Annotated in this window: 14 protein-coding genes and 2 tRNA genes; 9 read left to right on the forward strand and 7 right to left on the reverse strand. The window is 57.6% G+C overall.

Annotated features, from left to right (window positions below):
• The first annotated feature begins 8 nt into the window (after positions 1–8).
• The 3 genes from nirB (at position 9) to EKN38_RS23550 (ending at position 8,016) form a co-directional block, all read left to right on the forward strand.
• Entirely contained in the window at positions 9–3,998 is a 3,990-nt protein-coding gene (nirB, locus tag EKN38_RS23540; RefSeq protein WP_014832266.1) for a nitrite reductase large subunit NirB, read from the forward strand.
• Positions 3,995–6,472 carry a nitrate reductase gene (locus EKN38_RS23545; protein ID WP_014832265.1) on the forward strand — a complete coding sequence of 826 codons (2,478 nt, stop codon included), beginning with the start codon at positions 3,995–3,997 and terminating at the stop codon, positions 6,470–6,472. Before nirB ends, EKN38_RS23545 begins: the two co-directional genes overlap by 4 nt.
• Positions 6,473–6,609: 137 nt before the next feature.
• Positions 6,610–8,016 carry a YchO/YchP family invasin gene (locus EKN38_RS23550; protein ID WP_043951652.1) on the forward strand — a complete coding sequence of 469 codons (1,407 nt, stop codon included), beginning with the start codon at positions 6,610–6,612 and terminating at the stop codon, positions 8,014–8,016.
• A 3-nt stretch (positions 8,017–8,019) separates the two neighbouring features.
• Here the strand turns inward: EKN38_RS23550 and narL are convergent, their stop codons facing one another.
• Positions 8,020–8,670, reverse strand: coding sequence for a two-component system response regulator NarL (narL, locus tag EKN38_RS23555; RefSeq protein WP_003856701.1), 651 nt, complete (start codon positions 8,668–8,670; stop codon positions 8,020–8,022).
• The gene (gene narX, locus EKN38_RS23560; RefSeq protein ID WP_014832263.1) at positions 8,663–10,459 is read right to left on the reverse strand and encodes a nitrate/nitrite two-component system sensor histidine kinase NarX; all 1,797 of its coding nucleotides are present in this window, start codon (positions 10,457–10,459) and stop codon (positions 8,663–8,665) included. Before narX ends, narL begins: the two co-directional genes overlap by 8 nt.
• A 309-nt stretch (positions 10,460–10,768) precedes the next feature.
• Between narX and EKN38_RS23565 the strand changes: the two genes are divergently transcribed.
• From EKN38_RS23565 to narI, 5 genes are all read left to right on the forward strand, one after another.
• Positions 10,769–12,166, forward strand: a complete 1,398-nt coding sequence (locus tag EKN38_RS23565; protein ID WP_014832262.1) for a NarK family nitrate/nitrite MFS transporter — start codon at positions 10,769–10,771, stop codon at positions 12,164–12,166.
• Between the two features lie 381 nt (positions 12,167–12,547).
• Complete coding sequence (locus EKN38_RS23570) at positions 12,548–16,291, forward strand: nitrate reductase subunit alpha (RefSeq protein ID WP_014832261.1); 3,744 nt, start codon at positions 12,548–12,550, stop codon at positions 16,289–16,291.
• The gene (gene narH / locus EKN38_RS23575; RefSeq protein WP_014832260.1) at positions 16,288–17,823 is read left to right on the forward strand and encodes a nitrate reductase subunit beta; all 1,536 of its coding nucleotides are present in this window, start codon (positions 16,288–16,290) and stop codon (positions 17,821–17,823) included. Before EKN38_RS23570 ends, narH begins: the two co-directional genes overlap by 4 nt.
• On the forward strand, positions 17,820–18,530 hold the full coding sequence (narJ, locus tag EKN38_RS23580; RefSeq protein ID WP_014832259.1) for a nitrate reductase molybdenum cofactor assembly chaperone: 711 nt from the start codon (positions 17,820–17,822) through the stop codon (positions 18,528–18,530). The genes narH and narJ overlap by 4 nt, the downstream gene beginning before the upstream one ends.
• Positions 18,530–19,207, forward strand: coding sequence for a respiratory nitrate reductase subunit gamma (gene narI, locus EKN38_RS23585; RefSeq protein WP_013096259.1), 678 nt, complete (start codon positions 18,530–18,532; stop codon positions 19,205–19,207). The genes narJ and narI overlap by 1 nt, the downstream gene beginning before the upstream one ends.
• Here narI and EKN38_RS23590 read toward each other — a convergent pair.
• Positions 19,204–20,100, reverse strand: a complete 897-nt coding sequence (locus EKN38_RS23590) for a DMT family transporter (protein WP_014832258.1) — start codon at positions 20,098–20,100, stop codon at positions 19,204–19,206. The two genes, narI and EKN38_RS23590, sit on opposite strands and share 4 nt — an antisense overlap.
• Positions 20,101–20,207: 107 nt before the next feature.
• Between EKN38_RS23590 and EKN38_RS23595 the strand changes: the two genes are divergently transcribed.
• Entirely contained in the window at positions 20,208–20,651 is a 444-nt protein-coding gene (locus EKN38_RS23595; protein WP_014832257.1) for an Lrp/AsnC family transcriptional regulator, read from the forward strand.
• Positions 20,652–20,736: 85 nt separating this feature from the next.
• Here EKN38_RS23595 and EKN38_RS23600 read toward each other — a convergent pair.
• From EKN38_RS23600 to EKN38_RS23615, 4 genes are all read right to left on the reverse strand, one after another.
• Positions 20,737–20,821 (reverse strand) — tRNA-Tyr (locus EKN38_RS23600).
• 35 nt (positions 20,822–20,856) lie between these two features.
• Positions 20,857–20,941: transfer RNA gene (locus EKN38_RS23605), tRNA-Tyr, on the reverse strand.
• A gap of 156 nt (positions 20,942–21,097) precedes the next feature.
• Entirely contained in the window at positions 21,098–21,940 is an 843-nt protein-coding gene (gene purU / locus EKN38_RS23610) for a formyltetrahydrofolate deformylase (RefSeq protein ID WP_014832256.1), read from the reverse strand.
• Between the two features lie 48 nt (positions 21,941–21,988).
• Positions 21,989–22,447: a YchJ family protein gene (locus tag EKN38_RS23615; RefSeq protein ID WP_014832255.1), complete on the reverse strand. Its 459-nt coding sequence runs from the start codon at positions 22,445–22,447 to the stop codon at positions 21,989–21,991.
• Positions 22,448–22,508: the final 61 nt, after the last annotated feature.

Consider the following 22,508-nt stretch of genomic DNA (forward strand, 5'->3'; position numbering starts at 1 on the left):
GCACCACGATGCGACTGGTCATTATCGGCAATGGAATGGCAGCGACACGGCTGATTGCCTCGCTGACCGGGCGTGCGCCTGGCCGCTTCGCGATCACCGTGTTGGGTGAGGAGCCTGAGCATGCGTACAACCGCATCCAGCTTTCGCCGGTGCTGGGTGGGGAAAAACGCCCGGAACAGATCCGCCTGCAGGACGATGCCTGGTACCGCGAGCGCGGCGTCACGGTTCTCAGGGGGCGAAAGGTGCTCGCCGTGGACGTGGTGAAACGGGAAATCCGTACCGCGCAGACCACGCTGGCGTGGGATGAACTGGTCTTCGCCACCGGGTCGATACCGTTCGTGCCACCGATCCCCGGGTGCGATGCGCCACACGTCTTTACCTTCCGCCGCCTTGAGGATACGCGAGCCATTGCGCAGATCCCGGGGCCAGCGGTGGTGTTGGGTGGTGGCGTGCTGGGTGTTGAGACGGCAGCGGCGCTGGCACAGACTTGTGACAACGTCACGCTGGTGCATCGCGGACCGTGGTTGATGGAACAACAGCTGGATCGGCAGGCGGGGCTGTTGCTGGAGGCGGCGCTGGCGGAGCGCGGTGTGCGCTGCGAACTGTCGTCCGGGATCGCGGCAATCGCGCCAGATTCAGTAACGCTGCTCAACGGACGCCAGGTTAGCGCCGCGCGCGTGGTGCTGGCTACCGGCGTACAGCCCAACATCGCCCTGGCAAGCGCCAGCGGTATTCACTGCGCCCGCGGCATTGTGGTCAACCCGCAGATGCAGACCTCCGTTCCGGCTATCAGCGCCATCGGGGAGTGCTGCGAAATCGACGGTCAGACGTTTGGCCTGGTTGCCCCCTGTCTGGCACAGGCGGACATTCTCGCCGCCCGACTGGCAGGGGACGCCCCCGCGCCATTTGCCCTTACCGACGGTGGGATGCGCCTTAAGGTCACCGGCGTGGAGCTCTTCAGCGTCGGGCGCGTAACGGCGCAACCGGAGGATACGGTCTGGGACGCGTGGGATCCGCTGACCCGTCACTACCGTCGCTTACTGATCCATCGCGGTGCGCTGGCGGGCGTACTGCTGATGGGCGATTGCCGCAGCGCGGCAACATTTACCGATTTACTGGCAACGGCTGCGCCCGCACACGTGGACTGGCTGTTCGATCGATTCTCTACGACGCAACCGCAGGTTGCAGGACAGAACGCTATGACAAAACCTACTCTGGTGGTGGTTGGGCACGGTATGGTCGGCCACCATTTTCTTGAAGACTGCGTAAACCGCAATCTGCATCAGCAATACCAGATTGTCGTCTTTGGCGAAGAGCGTTATGCCGCTTACGACCGCGTACATCTCTCAGAGTATTTTGGCGGCCGCAGCGCGGAGTCCCTCTCGCTGGTGGAGGGCGATTTCTTTGCCAGACACGGCATAGAGTTGCGTCTGTCGCAGCAGATCGTCGCCATCGATCGCGATGCGCACGTGGTGCGTACCGCCAGCGGCCACGAAACTCACTGGGACAAACTGGTGCTGGCGACCGGCTCGTATCCGTTTGTTCCGCCAGTGCCGGGTAACACGCTGCCGGGCTGCTTTGTCTACCGCACGCTGGACGATCTCGATAACATTGCCGCGCATGCGAAGGGATCCCGCCGCGGCGTGGTGATCGGTGGTGGGTTGCTCGGACTGGAAGCGGCCAACGCTCTGAAACAGCTGGGCCTGGAAACTCACGTGGTGGAATTCGCACCCAATCTGATGGCGGTACAGCTCGACAACGACGGCGCGGCAATGCTGCGTAAAAAAATTGAAGCGCTCAGCGTCGGGGTTCACACCAGCAAGGCCACCACCGAAATCGCGGCCACCGACGACGGTCTGGTCCTGCGCTTTGCCGACGGTGAACAGCTGGACACCGATATGGTGGTCTTCTCTGCCGGGATCCGCCCGCAGGATGCGCTGGCGCGCAGCAGCGGCCTGGCGATCGGCGAGCGCGGCGGGATCTGCATTGATACCGCCTGCCAGACCTCAGATAAGGACATCTTCGCCATCGGGGAATGTGCGCTGTGGGAAGGTAAAATCTTCGGTCTGGTGGCGCCAGGTTACCAGATGGCACGCGTGGCGGCGGCCACGCTGGCGGGTGAGGAGAAATCCTTCACCGGCGCGGATATGAGCACCAAACTTAAGCTGCTGGGCGTGGACGTGGCCTCGTTTGGGGATGCCCATGGCCGTACGCCGGGGGCATTGAGCTACCAGTGGACCCACGGCCCGCAGCAAATCTATAAAAAAATTGTCGTCAGCCATGACAACAAAACGCTGCTCGGCGGCGTGCTGGTGGGGGATGCCAGCGAATACGCCACGCTGGTGCAGATGATGCTTAACGGAATCAGCCTGCCGAAAGAGCCTGAAACGCTCATCTTGCCAGCCTTCTCCGGTAGCGTGCCAAAAGCGCTGGGGGTGGCGGCGCTGCCGGAAAGCGCGCAGATCTGCTCCTGTCATAACGTCAGCAAAGGCGATATCTGCCAGGCAGTGAGCGCCGGTGCGACGGACATCGGCACCATCAAGCAGTGCACCAAAGCGGCGACCGGCTGCGGTGGGTGCAGCGCGCTGGTGAAACAGGTGATGGAGTTCCAGCTGGCTGAGCAGGGCGTGGAGGTGAAAAAAGATATCTGTGAGCACTTCCCGTACTCACGTCAGGAGATATATCACCTGGTGCGGGTCAACCATATTCGTACCTTCGACCAGCTGATTAGCCGCTACGGCCAGGGGCACGGCTGTGAGATCTGTAAACCGCTGGTGGGGTCAGTGCTGGCCTCCTGCTGGAACGAATACCTGCTGAAACCGGCGCATCTGCCGCTGCAGGACACCAACGACCGCTACTTTGCCAATATTCAGAAGGACGGCACGTACTCCATCGTGCCGCGCATGCCCGCCGGGGAAGTAACGGCCGACGGGCTGATTGCTATCGGGCAGATCGCAAAGCGCTACGGGCTGTACAGCAAGATCACCGGCGGGCAGCGTATTGACCTGTTTGGAGCCACGCTCGACCAGTTGCCGGAGATCTGGCAGGCGCTGGTGGAGGCCGGATTTGAAACCGGGCATGCGTACGGTAAATCCCTGCGTACCGTGAAATCCTGCGTCGGGTCAACCTGGTGCCGCTATGGCGTGCAGGACTCCACCGGCCTTGCGGTCAAACTGGAGCACCGTTACAAGGGGCTGCGCGCGCCGCACAAAATCAAAATGGCGGTGTCCGGCTGTACCCGCGAGTGTGCCGAGGCGCAAAGCAAAGATGTCGGCGTGATCGCCACAGACAAGGGCTGGAATCTCTATCTGTGCGGCAACGGCGGCATGAAGCCGCGACATGCGGATCTCTTCGCCAGCGATCTGGATGAAGAGACGCTGATCCGTACCGTCGACCGTTTTCTGATGTTCTACATTCGCACGGCGGATCGCCTGCAGCGGACCAGCACCTGGATGGACAACCTTGAAGGCGGTCTCGACTATCTGCGGGAGGTGATCCTCGATGACAGTCTCGGCATTGCGCAGGAGCTGGAGCAGGAGATGGCCCGTGTGGTGGAAACGTATCAGTGTGAATGGCAGACCACGCTTAACGATCCGAACCGTCTGGCGCTGTTCCGCACGGCGGTGAACGGTCAGGCGACGGAAGAGAGTAAACGCTGGCAGGAAATTTGCGGTCTGGATGAGATCCCGGAGCAGGCGGGGATCGGCGCCCGGCTGGGGCGTAAGCCGATCGCGCTGTTCCGCTTTGGCAAAGCGGTCTATGCCCTTGACGATCGGGAGCCGGGCAGCGATGCGAACGTGCTGTCACGCGGTATTCTTGGCGATGCGGCGGGTGAGCCGGTGGTTATCTCGCCGCTCTATAAACAGCGTATTCGCCTGCGCGACGGCTGCCAGGTGGATAACGGTGAGCCTGCGGTGCGCGCCTGGCCGGTGAAAATCGAAAACGGCAAGGTGTGGGTGGGGAACGACGCGTTGCTGGTCCGTGCGGAGGCATCATGAATGAAACCCGAACAACGTGCCCGTACTGCGGCGTCGGTTGCGGGGTAGTGGCCCGGGTTGAGGGCGACAAGGTCACAGTGCGCGGCGATGAACGCCATCCCGCCAGTTTTGGACGGCTGTGTGTCAAAGGCGCGGCGTTAGGTGAAACCACGGGCCTGCAGGGGCGGCTGTTGCACCCGGTGGTGGACGGGCTGGAAGTGGAGTGGTCACAGGCGTTAAGCGCGGCCGGCGAGCGGTTACGGGCGATTATCGACACCTGGGGGCCGCAGGCGGTGGCGTTTTACGCCTCCGGCCAGCTACTCACCGAGGATTACTACGCTGCCAATAAGCTGATGAAAGGGTTTATCGGCGCGGCGAACATCGATACCAACTCGCGGCTCTGCATGTCGTCGGCAGTAGCAGGCTATAAGCGCGCATTTGGCGAAGATGTGGTGCCGTGCAGCTATGAGGACGTGGAGAACAGCGATCTGGTGGTGCTGGTGGGTTCAAACGCGGCATGGACGCATCCGGTGCTTTATCAGCGGCTGGTTCAGGCGCGGCAAAACAATCCGCAGATGAAAGTGGTGGTGATCGATCCGCGTAAAACCGCCACCTGTGATATTGCCGACCTGCATCTGGCGCTCGCGCCCGGCAGTGACGCCGGGCTGTTTGTCGGTTTGCTCAACCTGATTCAGGGTGCCGACGACTGGCCGATTGCCCGCGTGGCCGGGTTTTGCGGTCTCGATGCACAGGAGATTGCCACGTTTTACGACTGGTTCCTTACGGCGCCGCGTGCCATTACGCTCTACACCATGGGGATCAACCAGTCTTCCAGTGGCAGCGACAAGTGCAACGCCATCATTAACGTTCATCTTGCCAGCGGGAAATTTGCCCGTCAGGGCTGCGGGCCGTTTTCGCTGACCGGCCAGCCAAACGCGATGGGGGGACGGGAAGTGGGGGGACTCGCGAATCAGCTGGCGGCGCATATGAACTTCGAGCCGGACGATCTCTCGCGGGTGGCGCGCTTCTGGGGGACAGAACGGCTGGCGCAAACCCCAGGCCTGATGGCCGTAGAGCTGTTTGACGCCATTGCCCGTGGTGAGGTAAAGGCGGTATGGATAATGGGCACCAATCCGGCTGTCTCGCTGCCGGACAGTCACGCGGTATGCCAGGCGCTGGCGAACTGTCCGCTGGTCATTGTTTCTGAGGTGATGCAGGAGACTGACACCAGCCGCTACGCCCATATTCGTTTCCCGGCGCTGGGCTGGGGAGAGAAAAACGGCACGGTCACCAACTCCGAACGGCGGATCTCGCGCCAGCGCGCCTTTCTGGCTGCCCCGGGCCAGGCAAAACCGGACTGGTGGATAGTTGCGCAGGTGGCGAAACAGCTGGGCTATGGTGAGGCCTTTGCCTGGGAACATCCGCAGGAAATTTTTTGTGAACATGCGGCGCTGTCGGCGTTTGAGAATGACGGGGCACGGGCGTTTAATCTGCATGAGCTGGCCGGGCTTACCCGTGAGGCGTGGGATCAGCTTGAGCCTTACCAGTGGGCGGCGGGCGATTTTCCCCAGCGGAATATGGTGCCCGTTGACCCGCGTCCGCACGGCGCGGTGTCAGATGCGTTATATCCGTTGCTGCTGAATACCGGACGCATCCGCGATCAATGGCATACCATGACCCGTACGGGATATGTTCCCGGGCTGATGCAGCATATCTCTGAGCCCTGCGTTGAGATCTGCGCCGCAGATGCCGCGCGTTTCGCCCTTTGCGACGGGCAACTGGCGCGGATCAGCTCTCCGCGTGGAGTGATGGTGGCCAGAGTACATATCAACGAGGGACAAAGGGAGGGGGAAGTATTCGCGCCCATGCACTGGAATGCGCAGTTTGCCCGTCAGGGAAAGGTCAATACGCTGGTGGAAGGGCGCTGCGATCCGCGGTCCGGCCAGCCGGAAAGTAAACAGACCGCCGTCAGGATCATGCCATGGCAGCCTGAATGGCAGGGAGAGCTGTATGCCCGTGTGCTGCCGGAACTGCCGCCTTCGGTACACTGGTGGCGCAAAGCCTCACGCCTGACGGTGGCGGGTGATGAACCGTTGATGCCGTGGGTGAGGGAGTATGCCGAACAGCAGGGCTGGCAGCTGCAACTTGCCCGGACAAATACGCGCAGCAGCGTGCTGGCGTGGCATCACGGCGAACTGATGCTCGGCTTCTGGGAAGGGACTACGTTGCCAGCGCTGGCGCATGCGACTATTGAAGAGGCTTTTCGTCGGGCTCCTGAGACGCTTGCGGAGCGACATGCGCTCCTGAACGGCGCGAGTGCGGGGGAGAGTGTCGATCCGGGACGCATTATCTGCAGCTGTTACTGCGTCGGGGAAAATGCGATACGGGAGGCGATTGTCGGCGGGTGCGGCTCCGTCGCAGAGTTGGGGGCGAAACTACGGTGTGGCACCAACTGCGGCTCCTGCGTGCCGGAGCTGAAAGGGCTGTTTGGATAATGGTCTAAGAGTGTCGGGTAAGGCGACAATCATGTTCAGGATATTCCTGAAATTTGCGCTAAGACTGCATTTCACAGCTTATCGCGTTAACATTAAAAGCGTTGCCTCATAAACACAGGTTCTTATTTACGACGTTGATGGCTGTATCGTCCCGCATTCGCTTTCTGTTATTACTCCCCCTTCTTACGGCGGGTGCCGTTCACGGTGCCCCGAATTCCTTTATGCATCAGGCAGAAAACCCCTTTGATAACAACGGGGACAGTTTGCCCGATCTCGGCATGGCGACGCCAACAGACGAGGGGGAAAAGCACCTGGCCGAAATGGCAAAAGCCTTTGGCGAAGCCAGTATGACCGATAACGGCCTTACCACCGGCGAGCAGGCGCGTCAGTTCGCGTTTGGTCAGGTGCGTGACGCAGTGAGCGGCGAGGTGAATCAGCAGATTGAGTCCTTGCTCTCGCCCTGGGGCAACGCCAGCGTCAATTTACTGGTGGATGACGACGGGAACTTTAACGGCAGCAGCGGGAGCTGGTTCATCCCCTGGAATGATAACAACCGTTACCTGAGCTGGAGCCAGCTGGGGCTGACGCAGCAGAGTGACGGCCTGGTGAGCAATGCCGGCATCGGTCAACGCTGGGTCGCCGGAAAATGGCTGCTCGGCTATAACACCTTTTACGACAACCTGCTGGATGAAAACCTGCAGCGTGCCGGGCTTGGCGCAGAAGCGTGGGGCGAGAATCTGCGTCTGTCGGCCAATTACTACCAGCCTTTTGCCAGCTGGCGCGACAGTTCCGACGTGCAGGAGCAGCGCATGGCGCGCGGCTATGACGTGACCGCGAAAGCCTGGCTTCCCTGGTTTCACCACTTCAACACCAGCGTTAGCTTCGAGCAATATTTTGGTGACAACGTCGACCTGTTCAACAGCGGAACCGGCTATCACAACCCGGTCGCGGTCAACCTGGGACTCAACTATACCCCGGTGCCACTGGTCACCCTGACCGCGGCGCATAAGCAAGGCGAGAGTGGGGTGAGTCAGAACAACCTTGGGCTTAAGCTCAACTATCGCTTTGGCGTGCCGCTTTCAAAGCAACTTTCCGCCAGCGAAGTCGCCGCCACCCGTTCTCTGCGCGGCAGTCGCTATGACTCGCCGGAGCGGGATAATCTGCCGGTGATGGAGTTCCGCCAGCGCAAAACGCTCTCTGTCTGGCTGGCGACCCCGCCGTGGGATCTGAAAGGGGGCGAGACCGTGATGCTCAAGCTTCAGGTGCGCAGCACGCACGGTATCCGCCAGATCCACTGGCAGGGCGATACCCAGGCATTGAGCCTGACCTCGCCGGCCAACAGTCACAGCAGCGAGGGCTGGAGCGTGATTATGCCGGCCTGGGATGACAGTGAAGGGGCGAAAAACCGCTGGCACCTGTCGGCGGTGGTTGAAGATGAAAAAGGGCAGCGCGTCTCATCCAATGAGATCACGCTGACGGTGGTGCAGCCGCTTGTCGCGTTGCCTGACGATGACCCGCGGTGGAAGTTGCTGCCGGATGAGTAATCCTCAGAAAATACGCTCCTGATGCACCCATACGGCGGCTTCAACGCGGGATTTTAACTTCATCTTCTTCAGCATATGTTTCACATGCACCTTGACCGTGCTTTCGGTGATATCCAGACGACGGGCGATCATTTTGTTCGGCAGACCCTGGGCAATCAGCTTCAGAATATCGCGCTCGCGCGGGGTTAACTGGCTGACATCGCGATCGGAGGTGGCGCGGTTTGCCCGCAGGCTGGCGGCCAGCACCGGGGTTAATGCCTCGCTCAGTACCATCTCACCTGCGGCAGCCTGTTGCAGGGCCTTGAGCAGATCTTCCGGCTCCATGTCTTTCAGCAGGTAGCCGTCTGCGCCTCGTTTTAGCGCTGTGACCACGTCCTCTTCATGGTTTGAGACGCTGAACACCACCACGCGTCCGGACAGCGATTTTTCGCGCAGCTTATCGAGCGTTTCCAGTCCGTTCATGCCTGGCATGTTCAGATCGAGCAGGATCAAATCAGGATCAAGCGATTCGGCAAGCTCAATGCCCTGTTCACCGTTGCTGGCTTCACCAACGACGGTGATATCAGGTGCCATGCTGACCAGCTGTTTTACGCCAGTACGCAGCATCGGATGGTCGTCAATCAACAGGATGGATGCCGGTTCCTGATTAGTCATGGGTTTCTCCGTGGATAGTTGTGAGCGGTTTTTCGGGGATAAAGGTGACGACCACTTCTGTGCCACCTGTTTCTCGCCGGCGAACCTGGCAGTCACCGCGCAGGCTTTGGGCGCGGTCTCGCATGATAATTAAACCGTAATGGTTTGTCCGTTCGGCATTTTCCGGCACGCCGCAGCCGTTGTCATGAACCGTGAGCTTCACCTGATTATCGTGCTGGCTAACGGTAACCGTCACCGCCGTCGCGTCAGCGTGTTTCAGCACGTTGCTCAGCGCTTCGCGGGCGATCTGCAGTAAATGAATGGCCTGATGCGATGGCACAAAGCGGGGCGGTAACTGGTAATCGAGCTTCACCGGGAAGCCCAGTCTTGCGCTAAATTCCTGGCAGCTTGCTTCCAGCGCCGGGCGCAGACCCGGCTCGGTGAGTTGCAGGCGGAAGGTGGTCAGCAGCTCGCGAAGCTGTACCCAGGAAGTATTCAGCTCGTTGCGGATCTGGCTCAGCAGCTGTTTGTTGCTTTCCGGCATTTCTGCGGCCTGCATTTGCAGACAGCTTACCTGCATTTTCATACAGGAGAGCGACTGGGCAATGGAGTCATGGAGTTCGCGGGCGATGGTGGCGCGCTCTTCCATCACGATCAGCTGCTGCTGCTTCTCCTGATGGCGGTCGAGGGCCAGCGTGGCCGTCAGCTGTTCAACCAGCGTATCCACCAGTTGCTGCTGGTCGTGGCTCAGATGACGCCCGGCGGGCAGGGTTGCCAGCAGAATACCGTACTGGGTATGACTGTCCGTCAGCCGCCATTTCAGCGTCGTGCCGCTGGTGGTTAGCGGCGGTAAACCCCGTGGGCACAGGTGACAGCCTTTGTCATCACAGGTGACGTCAGACTGACAGGTAAACTCCTGGTGATTTTCTTCATCTTCCATGTCGTACACCCGTAGTTCCAGGTCGTGCAACAGGGTGAGCTTTTGCAGACCATTCAGAACCGGCGAAAGACGTTCACACAGCGGCACCTGCATATGCAGACGGCGGTTAGCCTGCCAGAGGAAGGAGAGGATCTCGTTTTTCTGCTCAAGCCCGGCGGTCTTCTCCTGCACGCGTTTTTCCAGCACCGCGTAACTCTCGGAAAGCTCGGCCGACATGGTGTTCAGCGCCTGGCCCAGCATCGCCATTTCGTTACGTCCGCTGATGTGGGTACGCTGGGTAAAATCTCGTGCGGTCACCGCGCGGGCCATCGCCAGCAATTGCTTCCAGGGGTTCAGCAGCCGCGCGCGCAGCCAGACAATGGTGAAAATCAGCAGCAGGCCCATAAACAGCGCCATCGCACGGTGGATCATGACCACCCGGTCGATACGTAATTCGGTGGTTTGATCGAAAGAGGAGACCAGGGTATCAATGCGTGAAACGAACCCGGCGACGTCACGGGCAACGGTATCAGGGGTTTTCGCCTGTTTTAAACCCGGCTCCAGCTGGGTATGCCAGTAGCCCTGAAGGGCTTTAAGCTGGGGTTCCTGACCGGCACGTATCGCAGCGCTTTCCAGTTCAGGACTGAACGCCGTATGCTCCATATCGTCGATCAGCTTCTGATCGTCCTGGGTTAATGGCACCGAGGCCAGCAGACGATAACTCTGCATGCGTAGGGAGCCTGCCTCGTTGATGGCATGCGCGTTACCCTGTACGCCCTGTACCAGCCAGCCGGAAATCGCCATGCCGGTCACACCGATGGCGGTGGACAGCAAAACGATCAGTGCCAACTGGTTAACGAGTGTCAGCGGAGATAAACATCTTTTTAACATAGAGTTGCCGGGCTCCTGACGTGGCCTGCTTGCAGGAATGGCGCTATTCTGGTGCATACCCTGGAGTATACCCATACCAATAAAGGATTACCTCTAAATTGCCAGAGGGGTAAGACTCAGGGGGAGGGAATGACCGGGAGTCGTCAGTCCTGTGAAAAACCACGTCTTTTTTACCACATTGTCCTACTCACTAAGGATGATGGCTTTTTTTTCGCCGCAAATCCTCCCACTTTTCCTTTGATTTATATCAACTTACCGCCGGCCTAAAACCCTAATGTTTGCAGCATCATTCGAGAATCAGAGGTGTCTATGAGTCACACATCCGCTCCCGAAAGGGAAAATGGTGCCGTTATAACTGACTGGCGTCCGGAAGATCCGACGTTCTGGCAGCAGCGCGGCCACCGTGTCGCAAGCCGAAATCTGTGGATTTCCGTTCCATGTTTATTGTTAGCGTTTTGCGTATGGATGTTATTCAGCGCGGTAGCAGTGAACCTGCCTAAGGTCGGTTTTACCTTTACCACCGATCAGCTGTTTATGCTGACCGCGCTGCCGTCGCTGTCGGGAGCCTTGCTGCGCGTGCCTTACGCGTTCATGGTGCCGGTTTTTGGCGGGCGTCGCTGGACGGCGTTCAGTACCGGTATCATGATCGTGCCTTGCGTGTGGCTCGGTTTTGCGGTGCAGGACACCTCCACGCCGTTTAGCGTGTTCGTGATCATCTCTCTGCTCTGTGGCTTTGCGGGCGCAAACTTCGCCTCCAGCATGGCAAACATCAGCTTCTTCTTCCCGAAAGCGAAGCAGGGTGGTGCGCTGGGGATCAACGGCGGCCTGGGTAACATGGGCGTCAGCGTAATGCAGCTGATTGCACCGCTGGCAATCTCCGTCTCTATCTTCGCGGCGTTTGGCGGCGGTGGTGTGACGCAGGCAGATGACTCTTCCCTGTATCTGCAAAACGCGGCCTGGATCTGGGTACCGTTCCTGGTGATCTTTACCCTCGCGGCCTGGTTCTTTATGAATGACCTGTCTGCGTCGAAGGCATCCCTGAGCGAGCAGTTGCCGGTGCTGAAGCGCGGCCACCTGTGGGTGATGGCGCTGCTGTATCTGGCGACCTTCGGCTCGTTCATTGGTTTCTCCGCGGGCTTTGCCATGCTGTCGAAAACCCAGTTCCCGGATGTACAGATCCTGCAGTTCGCCTTCTTTGGGCCGTTTATTGGTGCGCTGGCGCGTTCGCTGGGCGGTATGATCTCTGACCGTCTGGGCGGGACCCGCGTGACGCTGATTAACTTCGTTGTGATGGCGGTATTCTGTGCGCTGCTGTTCCTGACGCTGCCAGCCGACGGCCAGGGGGGTAACTTCATCGCCTTCTTCGGCGTGTTTATGGTGCTGTTCCTGACGGCCGGGCTGGGAAGTGCCTCCACCTTCCAGATGATTTCCGTGATTTTCCGTAAGCTGACCATGGACCGCGTGAAAGCGCAGGGCGGTAGCGAAGAGCAGGCCATGCGTGAAGCGGCAACGGATACGGCGGCAGCGCTGGGCTTTATCTCCGCGATTGGCGCTATCGGTGGCTTCTTTATTCCAAAAGCGTTCGGGATTTCGCTGGACCTGACCGGCTCCCCGGCTGGCGCCATGAAAGTTTTCCTCGTGTTCTATATTGCCTGCGTCGCGATCACGTGGCTGGTATATGGCCGTAATTCCAATAAAAATAAGTAAGTTTGATTATCCGTTTACGCGACCTTCGGGTCGCGTTTTTTTTATTCTCTCAATAGTTACAACATACTCATTGCTTTTAAACATTCCGCCTGCAGGTAACGCTGTGATCGCCATCGCTTTTCAGCCGGGCCTACCCCTTAATACCCGAGATGTTAAAAACAGGCGGGCTTATTGTACGATAAATAAAAAATACCTTTAAAAATCATCATGATATAAAAATAAAAATGCTACCGCTTTGGTGGTATTCGTTATAACACCTCACTTCATAGTCCCCCTCCGTCTTGATCGTTATCAATTCTCCCTCTCTTACAGGACGTTACTTTCGCTGCAAATCAGCAATGTCGATTTAGAGAGCCACAGGCTCCACACAGGAGATACCCGATGAGCAAATTTTTGGACCGGTTTCGCTACTTCAAACAGAAGGGTGAAACTTTTGCCGATGGGCACGGCCAGGTTCTGGATACCAACCGGGACTGGGAAGACGGTTACCGCCAGCGCTGGCAGCATGACAAAGTCGTCCGTTCGACCCACGGCGTGAACTGCACTGGCTCGTGTAGCTGGAAGATTTTCGTTAAAAACGGTCTGGTGACCTGGGAAATGCAGCAGACCGACTATCCGCGCACCCGCCCGGATATGCCGAACCATGAACCACGTGGCTGCCCGCGTGGTGCCAGCTACTCCTGGTATCTCTACAGTGCGAACCGTCTTAAATATCCTCTGATGCGCAAGCGCCTGATGAAAATGTGGCGTGAAGCGAAGGTGCAGCACAGCGATCCGGTAGAGGCGTGGGCATCCATCATCGAAGACGCCGACAAAGCGAAAAGCTTCAAGCAGGCGCGTGGCCGCGGTGGTTTTGTTCGCTCCTCCTGGAAAGAGGTGAATGAGCTGATTGCCGCCTCTAACGTCTATACCGTCAAAACCTACGGTCCTGACCGTGTGGCAGGCTTCTCGCCGATCCCGGCGATGTCGATGGTCTCTTACGCTTCCGGTGCGCGCTATCTTTCCCTGATTGGGGGAACCTGTCTGAGCTTCTACGACTGGTACTGCGACCTGCCGCCAGCGTCTCCACAGACCTGGGGTGAGCAGACCGACGTGCCGGAGTCCGCAGACTGGTATAACTCCAGCTACATTATCGCCTGGGGCTCAAACGTACCGCAGACCCGTACCCCGGACGCGCACTTCTTTACTGAAGTCCGTTACAAAGGCACCAAAACCGTTGCGGTGACCCCGGACTACGCCGAAATTGCCAAGCTGTGTGATCTGTGGCTGGCGCCTAAACAGGGTACTGACTCGGCGATGGCGCTGGCGATGGGCCACGTCATGCTGCGTGAATTCCACCTCGATAAACCAAGCCAGTACTTCACCGATTACGTGCGTCGTTATACCGACATGCCAATGCTGGTGATGCTGGAAGAGCGCGACGGTTATTATGCCGCGGGCCGTACGCTGCGTGCTGCCGATCTGGTGGACGCGCTGGGCCAGGAAAACAACCCTGAGTGGAAAACCGTCGCGTATAACAGCAACGGCGAACTGGTGGTGCCAAACGGTTCAATCGGCTTCCGCTGGGGTGAGAAGGGCAAATGGAACCTTGAACAACGTAACGGTACAACTGGCGAAGAGACCGAGCTGCGTCTGAGCATGCTGGGCAGCCAGGATGAGATCGCCGAAGTGGGCTTCCCGTACTTCGGCGGCGAAGGTTCTGAACATTTCAACAAGGTTGAGCTACAGAACGTCCTGATGCACAAACTGCCGGTGAAACGCCTGCAGCTGGCCGACGGCTCCAGCGCCCTGGTGACCACCGTGTATGACCTGACGCTGGCCAACTACGGTCTGGAGCGCGGTCTGAACGATGAAAACTGCGCGACCAACTATGACGATGTGAAGGCGTACACCCCAGCATGGGCGGAGCAGATCACCGGCGTACCGCGTGCGCAGATCACCCGTATCGCCCGTGAATTCGCAGAAAACGCCGATAAGACCCATGGTCGCTCGATGATTATCGTCGGTGCCGGTCTGAACCACTGGTATCACCTCGATATGAACTACCGTGGCCTGATCAATATGCTGATCTTCTGCGGCTGTGTCGGTCAGAGCGGTGGCGGCTGGGCGCACTACGTGGGCCAGGAAAAACTGCGTCCGCAGACCGGCTGGCAGCCGCTGGCGTTTGCCCTCGACTGGCAGCGTCCGGCGCGTCATATGAACAGCACCTCTTACTTCTATAACCACTCCAGCCAGTGGCGCTACGAGACGGTTACCGCGCAGGAGCTGCTGTCGCCGATGGCGGATAAATCCCGCTACAGCGGCCACCTGATCGACTTCAACGTCCGCGCTGAACGCATGGGCTGGCTGCCGTCCGCGCCTCAGCTGGGTACAAACCCGCTGCGCATTGCAGAAGAGGCGAAGAAAGCGGGGATGTCGCCGGTGGATTACACCGTTAAATCCCTGAAAGACGGTTCAATCCGTTTTGCGGCAGAGCAGCCGGAAAACGGTAAAAACCATCCGCGTAACCTGTTTATCTGGCGCTCCAACCTCCTGGGCTCGTCCGGTAAAGGCCACGAGTACATGCTGAAATACCTGCTCGGTACCGAAAACGGTATCCAGGGTAAAGATCTTGGCAAGCAGGGTGGCGTGAAGCCGGAAGAAGTAGAGTGGAAAGACAACGGCCTCGACGGCAAGCTGGATCTGGTGGTGACCCTCGACTTCCGTCTCTCCAGTACCTGCCTGTACTCCGATATCGTGCTGCCTACCGCCACCTGGTACGAAAAAGACGACATGAATACCTCGGATATGCATCCGTTTATTCATCCGCTGTCTGCGGCCGTTGACCCGGCGTGGGAATCAAAAAGCGACTGGGATATCTACAAAGACATCGCGAAGAAATTCTCTGAAGTCTGCGTAGGGCACCTGGGCAAAGAGACCGACGTGGTGACGCTGCCTATCCAGCACGACTCCGCCGCCGAACTGGCGCAGCCGCTGGATGTGAAGGACTGGAAAAAAGGCGAGTGTGACCTGATCCCGGGCGTAACGGCACCGCACATTTTACCGGTGGAACGTGACTACCCGGCGACCTACGAGCGCTTTACCTCTGTCGGCCCGCTGATGGAAAAAATCGGTAACGGCGGGAAAGGGATTGCCTGGAACACCCAGAGCGAAATGGATCTGCTGCGCAAGCTCAATTACACCAAAGCGGACGGCCCGGCCAAAGGCCAGCCAATGCTGAACACGGCGATTGATGCGGCAGAGATGATCCTGACCCTGGCGCCGGAAACCAACGGCCAGGTTGCCGTGAAGGCCTGGAAAGCGCTGAGCGAATTTACCGGTCGCGACCACACGCATCTGGCGCTCAACAAAGAAGACGAAAAAATCCGCTTCCGCGATATTCAGGCGCAGCCGCGCAAAATTATCTCCAGCCCGACCTGGTCTGGCCTGGAAGATGAACATGTCTCTTATAACGCCGGGTATACCAACGTTCACGAGCTGATCCCATGGCGTACTCTGTCCGGTCGTCAGTCGCTGTATCAGGATCACCAGTGGATGCGTGACTTCGGTGAAAGCCTGCTGGTTTACCGTCCGCCAATCGACACCCGCTCCGTGAAAGCGGTAATGGGCGCGAAATCGAACGGTAACCCGGAGAAGGCGCTGAACTTCCTGACGCCACACCAGAAATGGGGTATCCACTCCACTTACAGCGACAACCTGCTGATGCTGACCCTGTCGCGCGGTGGCCCGATTGTCTGGATGAGTGAAGCGGACGCCAAAGATCTGGGTATTGAAGATAACGACTGGATCGAAGTGTTCAACAGCAACGGCGCCCTGACGGCGCGTGCGGTGGTGAGCCAGCGCGTACCGGCCGGGATGACCATGATGTACCACGCGCAGGAACGTATCGTGAACCTGCCGGGTTCAGAGATCACCGAGCAGCGCGGCGGTATTCACAACTCCGTGACCCGTATTACGCCGAAGCCGACGCACATGATCGGTGGCTATGCACAGCTGGCCTACGGCTTTAACTACTACGGCACGGTAGGGTCTAACCGCGATGAGTTCGTGGTGGTACGTAAGATGAAAAATATTAACTGGTTAGACGGCGAAGGTAATGACCAGGTACAGGAGAGCGTAAAATGAAAATTCGTTCACAAGTCGGCATGGTACTGAATCTGGATAAATGCATCGGCTGTCATACCTGCTCAGTCACCTGTAAGAACGTCTGGACCAGCCGCGAAGGGATGGAATACGCCTGGTTCAACAACGTGGAAAGCAAGCCGGGTACCGGCTTCCCGACCGACTGGGAAAACCAGGAGAAGTGGAAGGGTGGCTGGATCCGTAAAATCAACGGTAAGCTGCAGCCGCGCATGGGTAACCGTGCGATGCTGCTGGGTAAAATCTTCGCCAACCCGCATCTGCCGGGTATCGAAGATTATTACGAGCCGTTTGACTACGACTACCAGAACCTGCATAACGCGCCGGAAAGTAAGCACCAGCCGATTGCCCGTCCTCGCTCGCTGATCACCGGTCAGCGCATGGACAAAATTACCAGCGGTCCAAACTGGGAAGAAATTCTGGGCGGCGAATTCGAAAAACGCGCCAAAGACCAGAACTTCGAAAACATGCAGAAGGCGATGTACGGCCAGTTCGAAAACACCTTCATGATGTATCTGCCGCGCCTGTGCGAGCACTGCCTCAACCCGGCATGCGTGGCGACCTGCCCGAGCGGTGCCATCTACAAACGTGAAGAGGATGGCATCGTCCTGATCGACCAGGACAAGTGCCGCGGCTGGCGTATGTGCATCACCGGCTGCCCGTACAAAAAAATCTACTTTAACTGGAAGAGCGGTAAGTCTGAGAAGTGCATCTTCTGCTACCCGCGTATCGAAGCCGGGATGCCGACTGTCTGCTCCGAGAGCTGCGTAGGCCGTATTCGTTACCTCGGCGTGCTGCTGTATGACGCGGACGCGATTGAAAATGCCGCGAGCACCGAGAACGAGAAAGATCTGTATCAGCGTCAGCTGGACGTATTCCTTGACCCGAACGATCCGAAAGTGATTGAACAGGCGCTGAAAGACGGTATTCCGCAAAGCGTCATCGATGCCGCGCAGCAGTCTCCGGTCTACAAAATGGCGATGGACTGGAAGCTGGCGTTGCCGCTGCATCCGGAATACCGCACGCTGCCGATGGTCTGGTACGTGCCGCCTCTGTCGCCAATTCAGTCAGCCGCGGATGCAGGCGAGCTGGGCAGCAACGGCATTCTGCCGGACGTGGAGAGCCTGCGAATCCCGGTTCAGTACCTGGCAAACCTGCTGACCGCAGGCGATACCCAGCCGGTGCTGCTGGCGCTGAAACGTATGCTGGCGATGCGCCACTTCAAACGTGCGGAAACCGTGGACGGCGTGACCGACATCCGTGCGCTGGAAGAGGTCGGCCTGACCGAAGCGCAGGCGCAGGAGATGTACCGCTACCTGGCCATTGCCAACTACGAAGACCGTTTCGTGGTACCAAGCAGCCACCGTGAGCTGGCGCGCGAAGCCTTCCCGGAGAAAAACGGTTGTGGCTTTAGCTTTGGCGACGGTTGCCACGGGTCTGACAGCAAATTCAACCTGTTCAACAGCCGCCGCATCGATGCCATGGATGTGACCAGCAAAACGGAGCCGCACCCATGATTGAACTCGTGATTATTTCGCGTCTGCTGGAGTACCCGGATGCCGCGCTGGCGCAGCATCAGCAGGAACTCTTTGATGCGCTCGCGTCCTCTGAAAACCTGGATAAAGAAGATGCCCAGACACTGGGCGTTTTCCTCCGCGACCTGTTAGCGCGCGATCTTCTCGATGCGCAGGCGGATTACAGCCAGCTGTTTGATCGCGGTCGCGCAACCTCGCTGCTGCTGTTTGAACATGTACACGGTGAATCCCGCGATCGGGGGCAGGCAATGGTGGATCTGATGGCCCAGTACGAGCAGCACGGCCTGCAGCTCGACAGTCGCGAGCTGCCGGATCATCTGCCGCTGTACCTGGAGTATCTGGCGCAGTTGCCAAAAGAAGAGGCGCTGGGTGGTCTGCAGGACATCGCGCCGATTCTGGCGTTGCTCAGCGCCCGTCTTCAGCAGCGCGAGAGCCGCTATGCGGCGCTGTTCGGGGTGCTGGTGAAGCTGGCGAATGCCTCGGTCGACAGTGAAAAAGTGGCGGAGAAAATTGCGGACGAAGCCCGCGATGACACGCCACAGGCGCTGGATGCGGTCTGGGAAGAAGAGCAGGTGAAATTCTTTGCTGACCAGAGCTGCGGCGAATCTGAAATTTCGGCTCACCAGCGCCGTTTTGCCGGCGCGGTTGCCCCGCAATATTTGAATATCTCTAACGGAGGACGGCACTAATGCACTTCCTGAATATGTTCTTCTTTGACATTTACCCGTATATCGCGGGCACCGTGTTCCTGGTGGGAAGCTGGCTGCGTTATGACTATGGCCAGTACACCTGGCGTGCTGCCTCCAGCCAGATGCTGGATCGCAAAGGGATGCACGTTGCGTCTAACCTGTTCCACATCGGTATTCTGGGGATTTTTGCCGGTCACTTCCTGGGGATGCTGACGCCACACTGGATGTATGAAGCGTGGCTGCCCATCGAAGTGAAGCAGAAGATGGCGATGATCGCCGGTGGCGCTTGCGGCGTGATGACCCTGGTGGGTGGTCTGCTGCTGCTGAAACGCCGTCTGTTCAGCCCGCGCGTGCGGGCTACTACGACCACGGCGGATATCCTGATCCTCTCCCTGTTAATGGTTCAGTGCGCACTGGGTCTGCTGACCATTCCATTCTCGGCGCAGCATATGGACGGCAGCGAGATGATGAAGCTGGTGGGATGGGCGCAGTCCGTAGTGACCTTCCACGGTGGTGCATCTGAACATCTGGACGGGGTGGCGTTTATCTTCCGCCTGCACCTGGTGCTGGGTATGACCCTGTTTGTGCTGTTCCCGTTCTCTCGTCTGGTGCACATCTGGAGCGCGCCGGTGGAGTACCTGACGCGCAAATACCAGATTGTGCGTGCCCGTCGCTAATTTGTCGTTTTGACTCTAACCCCGCATTCGCGGGGTTTTTTTTCGCCCCAGCCCAGGTTATTGCCTGCCGCAGCAAACAGGATCAGCGCGCCGCCCGCCAGTTGGGTAATATCCAGCGAATGCCCGAAGACCACATTATCGACAACGATCGCCACTACCGGATAGATAAAGGACAGTGAACCGGTAATGGGCGTCGGAAGTTTTTGGATGGCGCTATACAGCAGCTGATACATGATACCGGTATGGACAATGCCCAGCGTCAGTAAAATTGGCCACGGAAAATCAGCGGACAAGGCGGGCATATGGGCAAACGGCAGTAGCATTACCACGCCTGTCAGCACCTGAATAAAGGCTATATGCTGTGGTGCGATGGATTTCAGTTTGCGGGCAATAATCGCCGTCAACGCGTAGAAGAAGGCCGCACCCAGTGCCAGACCAATCCCCGCGAGCCAGCCAGAGCCATGCGTGCCGGAGAGTTCGCTGGAGAGTAAAATCACCACCCCACCAAAGGCGAGAAGCAGCCAGCCCCATTTGACCAGACTGACGCGTTCGCCTAAAAACATACCCATCATCACCAGCATAAAGGGCTGAGTGTTATACACCACGGTGGAAAGGCCAATCGAAATACGTTCATAGGCCGCGAACAGCAGCAGCCAGTTCACCACTAATGCTACCCCACCCAGAATAGCCAACAGCAGAGAGGTGCGGGTGAGGGGACTAAAGGGCTTTTGGCTCATTCGAATGAAAATGAACAGTGCGATCGCGCCTATCAAACAGCGCCAGAAAACCACTTCTGACACTGGCAGTCCGGAGAGTAAAACAAACGCGCCAATCGAGCCGGAAATTAACATCGCCAGGCTCATTTGCCAGACGCCTTTATGTAAGTCACGCATCATTCACCTCCTGGTTGATGACGCTATTGTCGAAAATCGCTGTCGGGTTTTACAGGGTTGAGATAAGGTTAAATACGCGAATGGCTTTTTAAAATTAGGTGAAAACGATGGAATACCTTCTCGATGATATCGATCGGCAAATTTTGGCTTGTCTGGTGGAAGATGCGCGTATGTCGCTCAAGGTACTCAGCGGCCGTATCGGTCTGACCTCGCCCAGCACGGCAGAACGCCTGAAAAGGCTGGAAGAGCGTGGTGTGATTCAGGGGTATGGTGCACGGGTGAATCTGGCGGCGTTAGGCTATACGCTGCAGGCACTGGTGCGGGTTCGCCCGTTGCCAGGATTGTTACATAAAGTGGATAAGTACATTCAGGCGATGCCGGAGTGCATAGAGAGCGACAAAGTGACTGGTGAAGACTGTTTTGTTATCCGGTTAGCGGTGCGGTCAATTGAGCAACTGGATGTGTTGCTGGATGGTCTGTCGGAGCATGCCCAGTGTAATACGTCAATCGTGAAGAGCTCGCCGGTGAAGCGACGCTTGCCGCCGATGTAGTCGTCTGTCGCCGGATGGCGACTGCGCTTTACCCGGCCTACGAAAGTGTGCTCAGTTTGGTTTTGTTATGATTTTTTTGAATTCATGGTGGTGGGGGAAGGATTCGAACCTTCGAAGTCGATGACGGCAGATTTACAGTCTGCTCCCTTTGGCCGCTCGGGAACCCCACCAGGGGTAATTCAAATTTTGAGGTCTTGCTGAGAAATGGTGGTGGGGGAAGGATTCGAACCTTCGAAGTCGATGACGGCAGATTTACAGTCTGCTCCCTTTGGCCGCTCGGGAACCCCACCACGGGATAATGCTTTTACTGGCCTGCTTCCTGCTGGAAGCGGGGCGCATCATATCAAATGACACGCCCCTGTAAAGCGTTAGCACAAGAAAAATAAACTGGTTGCCTGATTTTTACGCGCAAAGCTGTAAAGCTAACCAATTCATTTCTCAGTCGATTAAAGAATGATCGTTCTGTTACCGTAAACGAATACGCGCTGCGCCAGCACCTGATACAGTGCACGGCTCAGAACGTTCTTCTCGACATCACGTCCGGCACGCATCATATCTTCCGCCGTGTAGGTGTGATCCACATGAATCACGTCCTGCATAATGATCGGGCCTTCATCCAGATTGTCATTCACATAGTGCGCCGTTGCGCCGATGATCTTCACGCCACGTTCATAGGCCTGATGGTAGGGACGCGCACCAATAAAGGCGGGCAGGAAGGAGTGGTGAATGTTGATTATCTTGTTCGGAAAACGTGCCACGAAGGAGGGCGTTAACACGCGCATGTATTTCGCCAGGACAACGTAGTCCGGGTTGTGCGCTTCAATCGCCTGAGCCATCAGGTTGTCGTGCTCTTCACGCGTATGGCCTTCATGGCTCACCAGCTCGAACGGAATATCAAAACGTTCAACCAGCGTACGCAGCGTCTCGTGGTTACCGATAACGGCGGCGATTTCGACATCCAGACCGCCGTAGTTTGCTTTCATCAGCAGATCGCCCAGGCAGTGCGCTTCTTTGGTCACCAGAATCACGATGCGACGACGTCCCGCAGGCGTCAACTCGCGCACGGAGCCCTCTGGCAGCGCGCTGTCCAGATCGGCAAGCAGAGTGGTGTCGTTGAAAATACCTTCCAGTTCGGTACGCATAAAGAAACGACCGGTACGGTGGTCAACGAATTCGTTGTTCTGCACGATATTCAGTTCATGTTTGTAACAGATGTTGGTAATTCGTGCGATCAGCCCTTTTTGATCGGGACAGATGGTGCGCAGAACTTTACGTTGTAGTGATTGCATCGCCGGGAAATCCTGTTTGAGTATTTGCGAAGTCTCGGTTGTCGGGCGTTACTGCCCGCAACACTTTTTAAATTTTTTACCTGAACCACAAGGGCAGGGATCGTTACGACCAAACTGTGGGCGCGTTCCGTCAATATAATACCATTGCCCGCTTTCCTTTAAGAATCGGGAACGCTCGATAATCGCGCCAGATTTATTGTGTTCAGTAAACCGGGCGACAAAGCTGACGTAACCTTCGTTGTCGTGACTGCCGGGTGCGGATTCATAAACCGTAAGACCGAACCACTGGGTATTGGCGAACCCGGCTTCGATCTCCTGTCTGAAACCGGCGGCCTGGCAGGTGGGGTGCCAGGTTTTAATCAGGTAGTCTGCGTCTTTGATCACAAAAGCGGTATAACGTGAACGCATAAGGTGTGATGGGTCTGGTGCAACCTGATCGCCAGAAAGATATCGCTGGCAACATAGGCTATACTCCAGAGCGCTACCACAGGGGCAGAGTTGAGACACGATTCTCTTCCTGGAACAAAAAATTAAGGGCGTAAAACGCTTCGGGTAGCACCATGTTAAC

Source organism: Enterobacter sp. WCHEn045836 (genome assembly GCF_003965585.1).
GTDB classification, from domain to species: Bacteria; Pseudomonadota; Gammaproteobacteria; order Enterobacterales; family Enterobacteriaceae; genus Enterobacter; species Enterobacter dissolvens.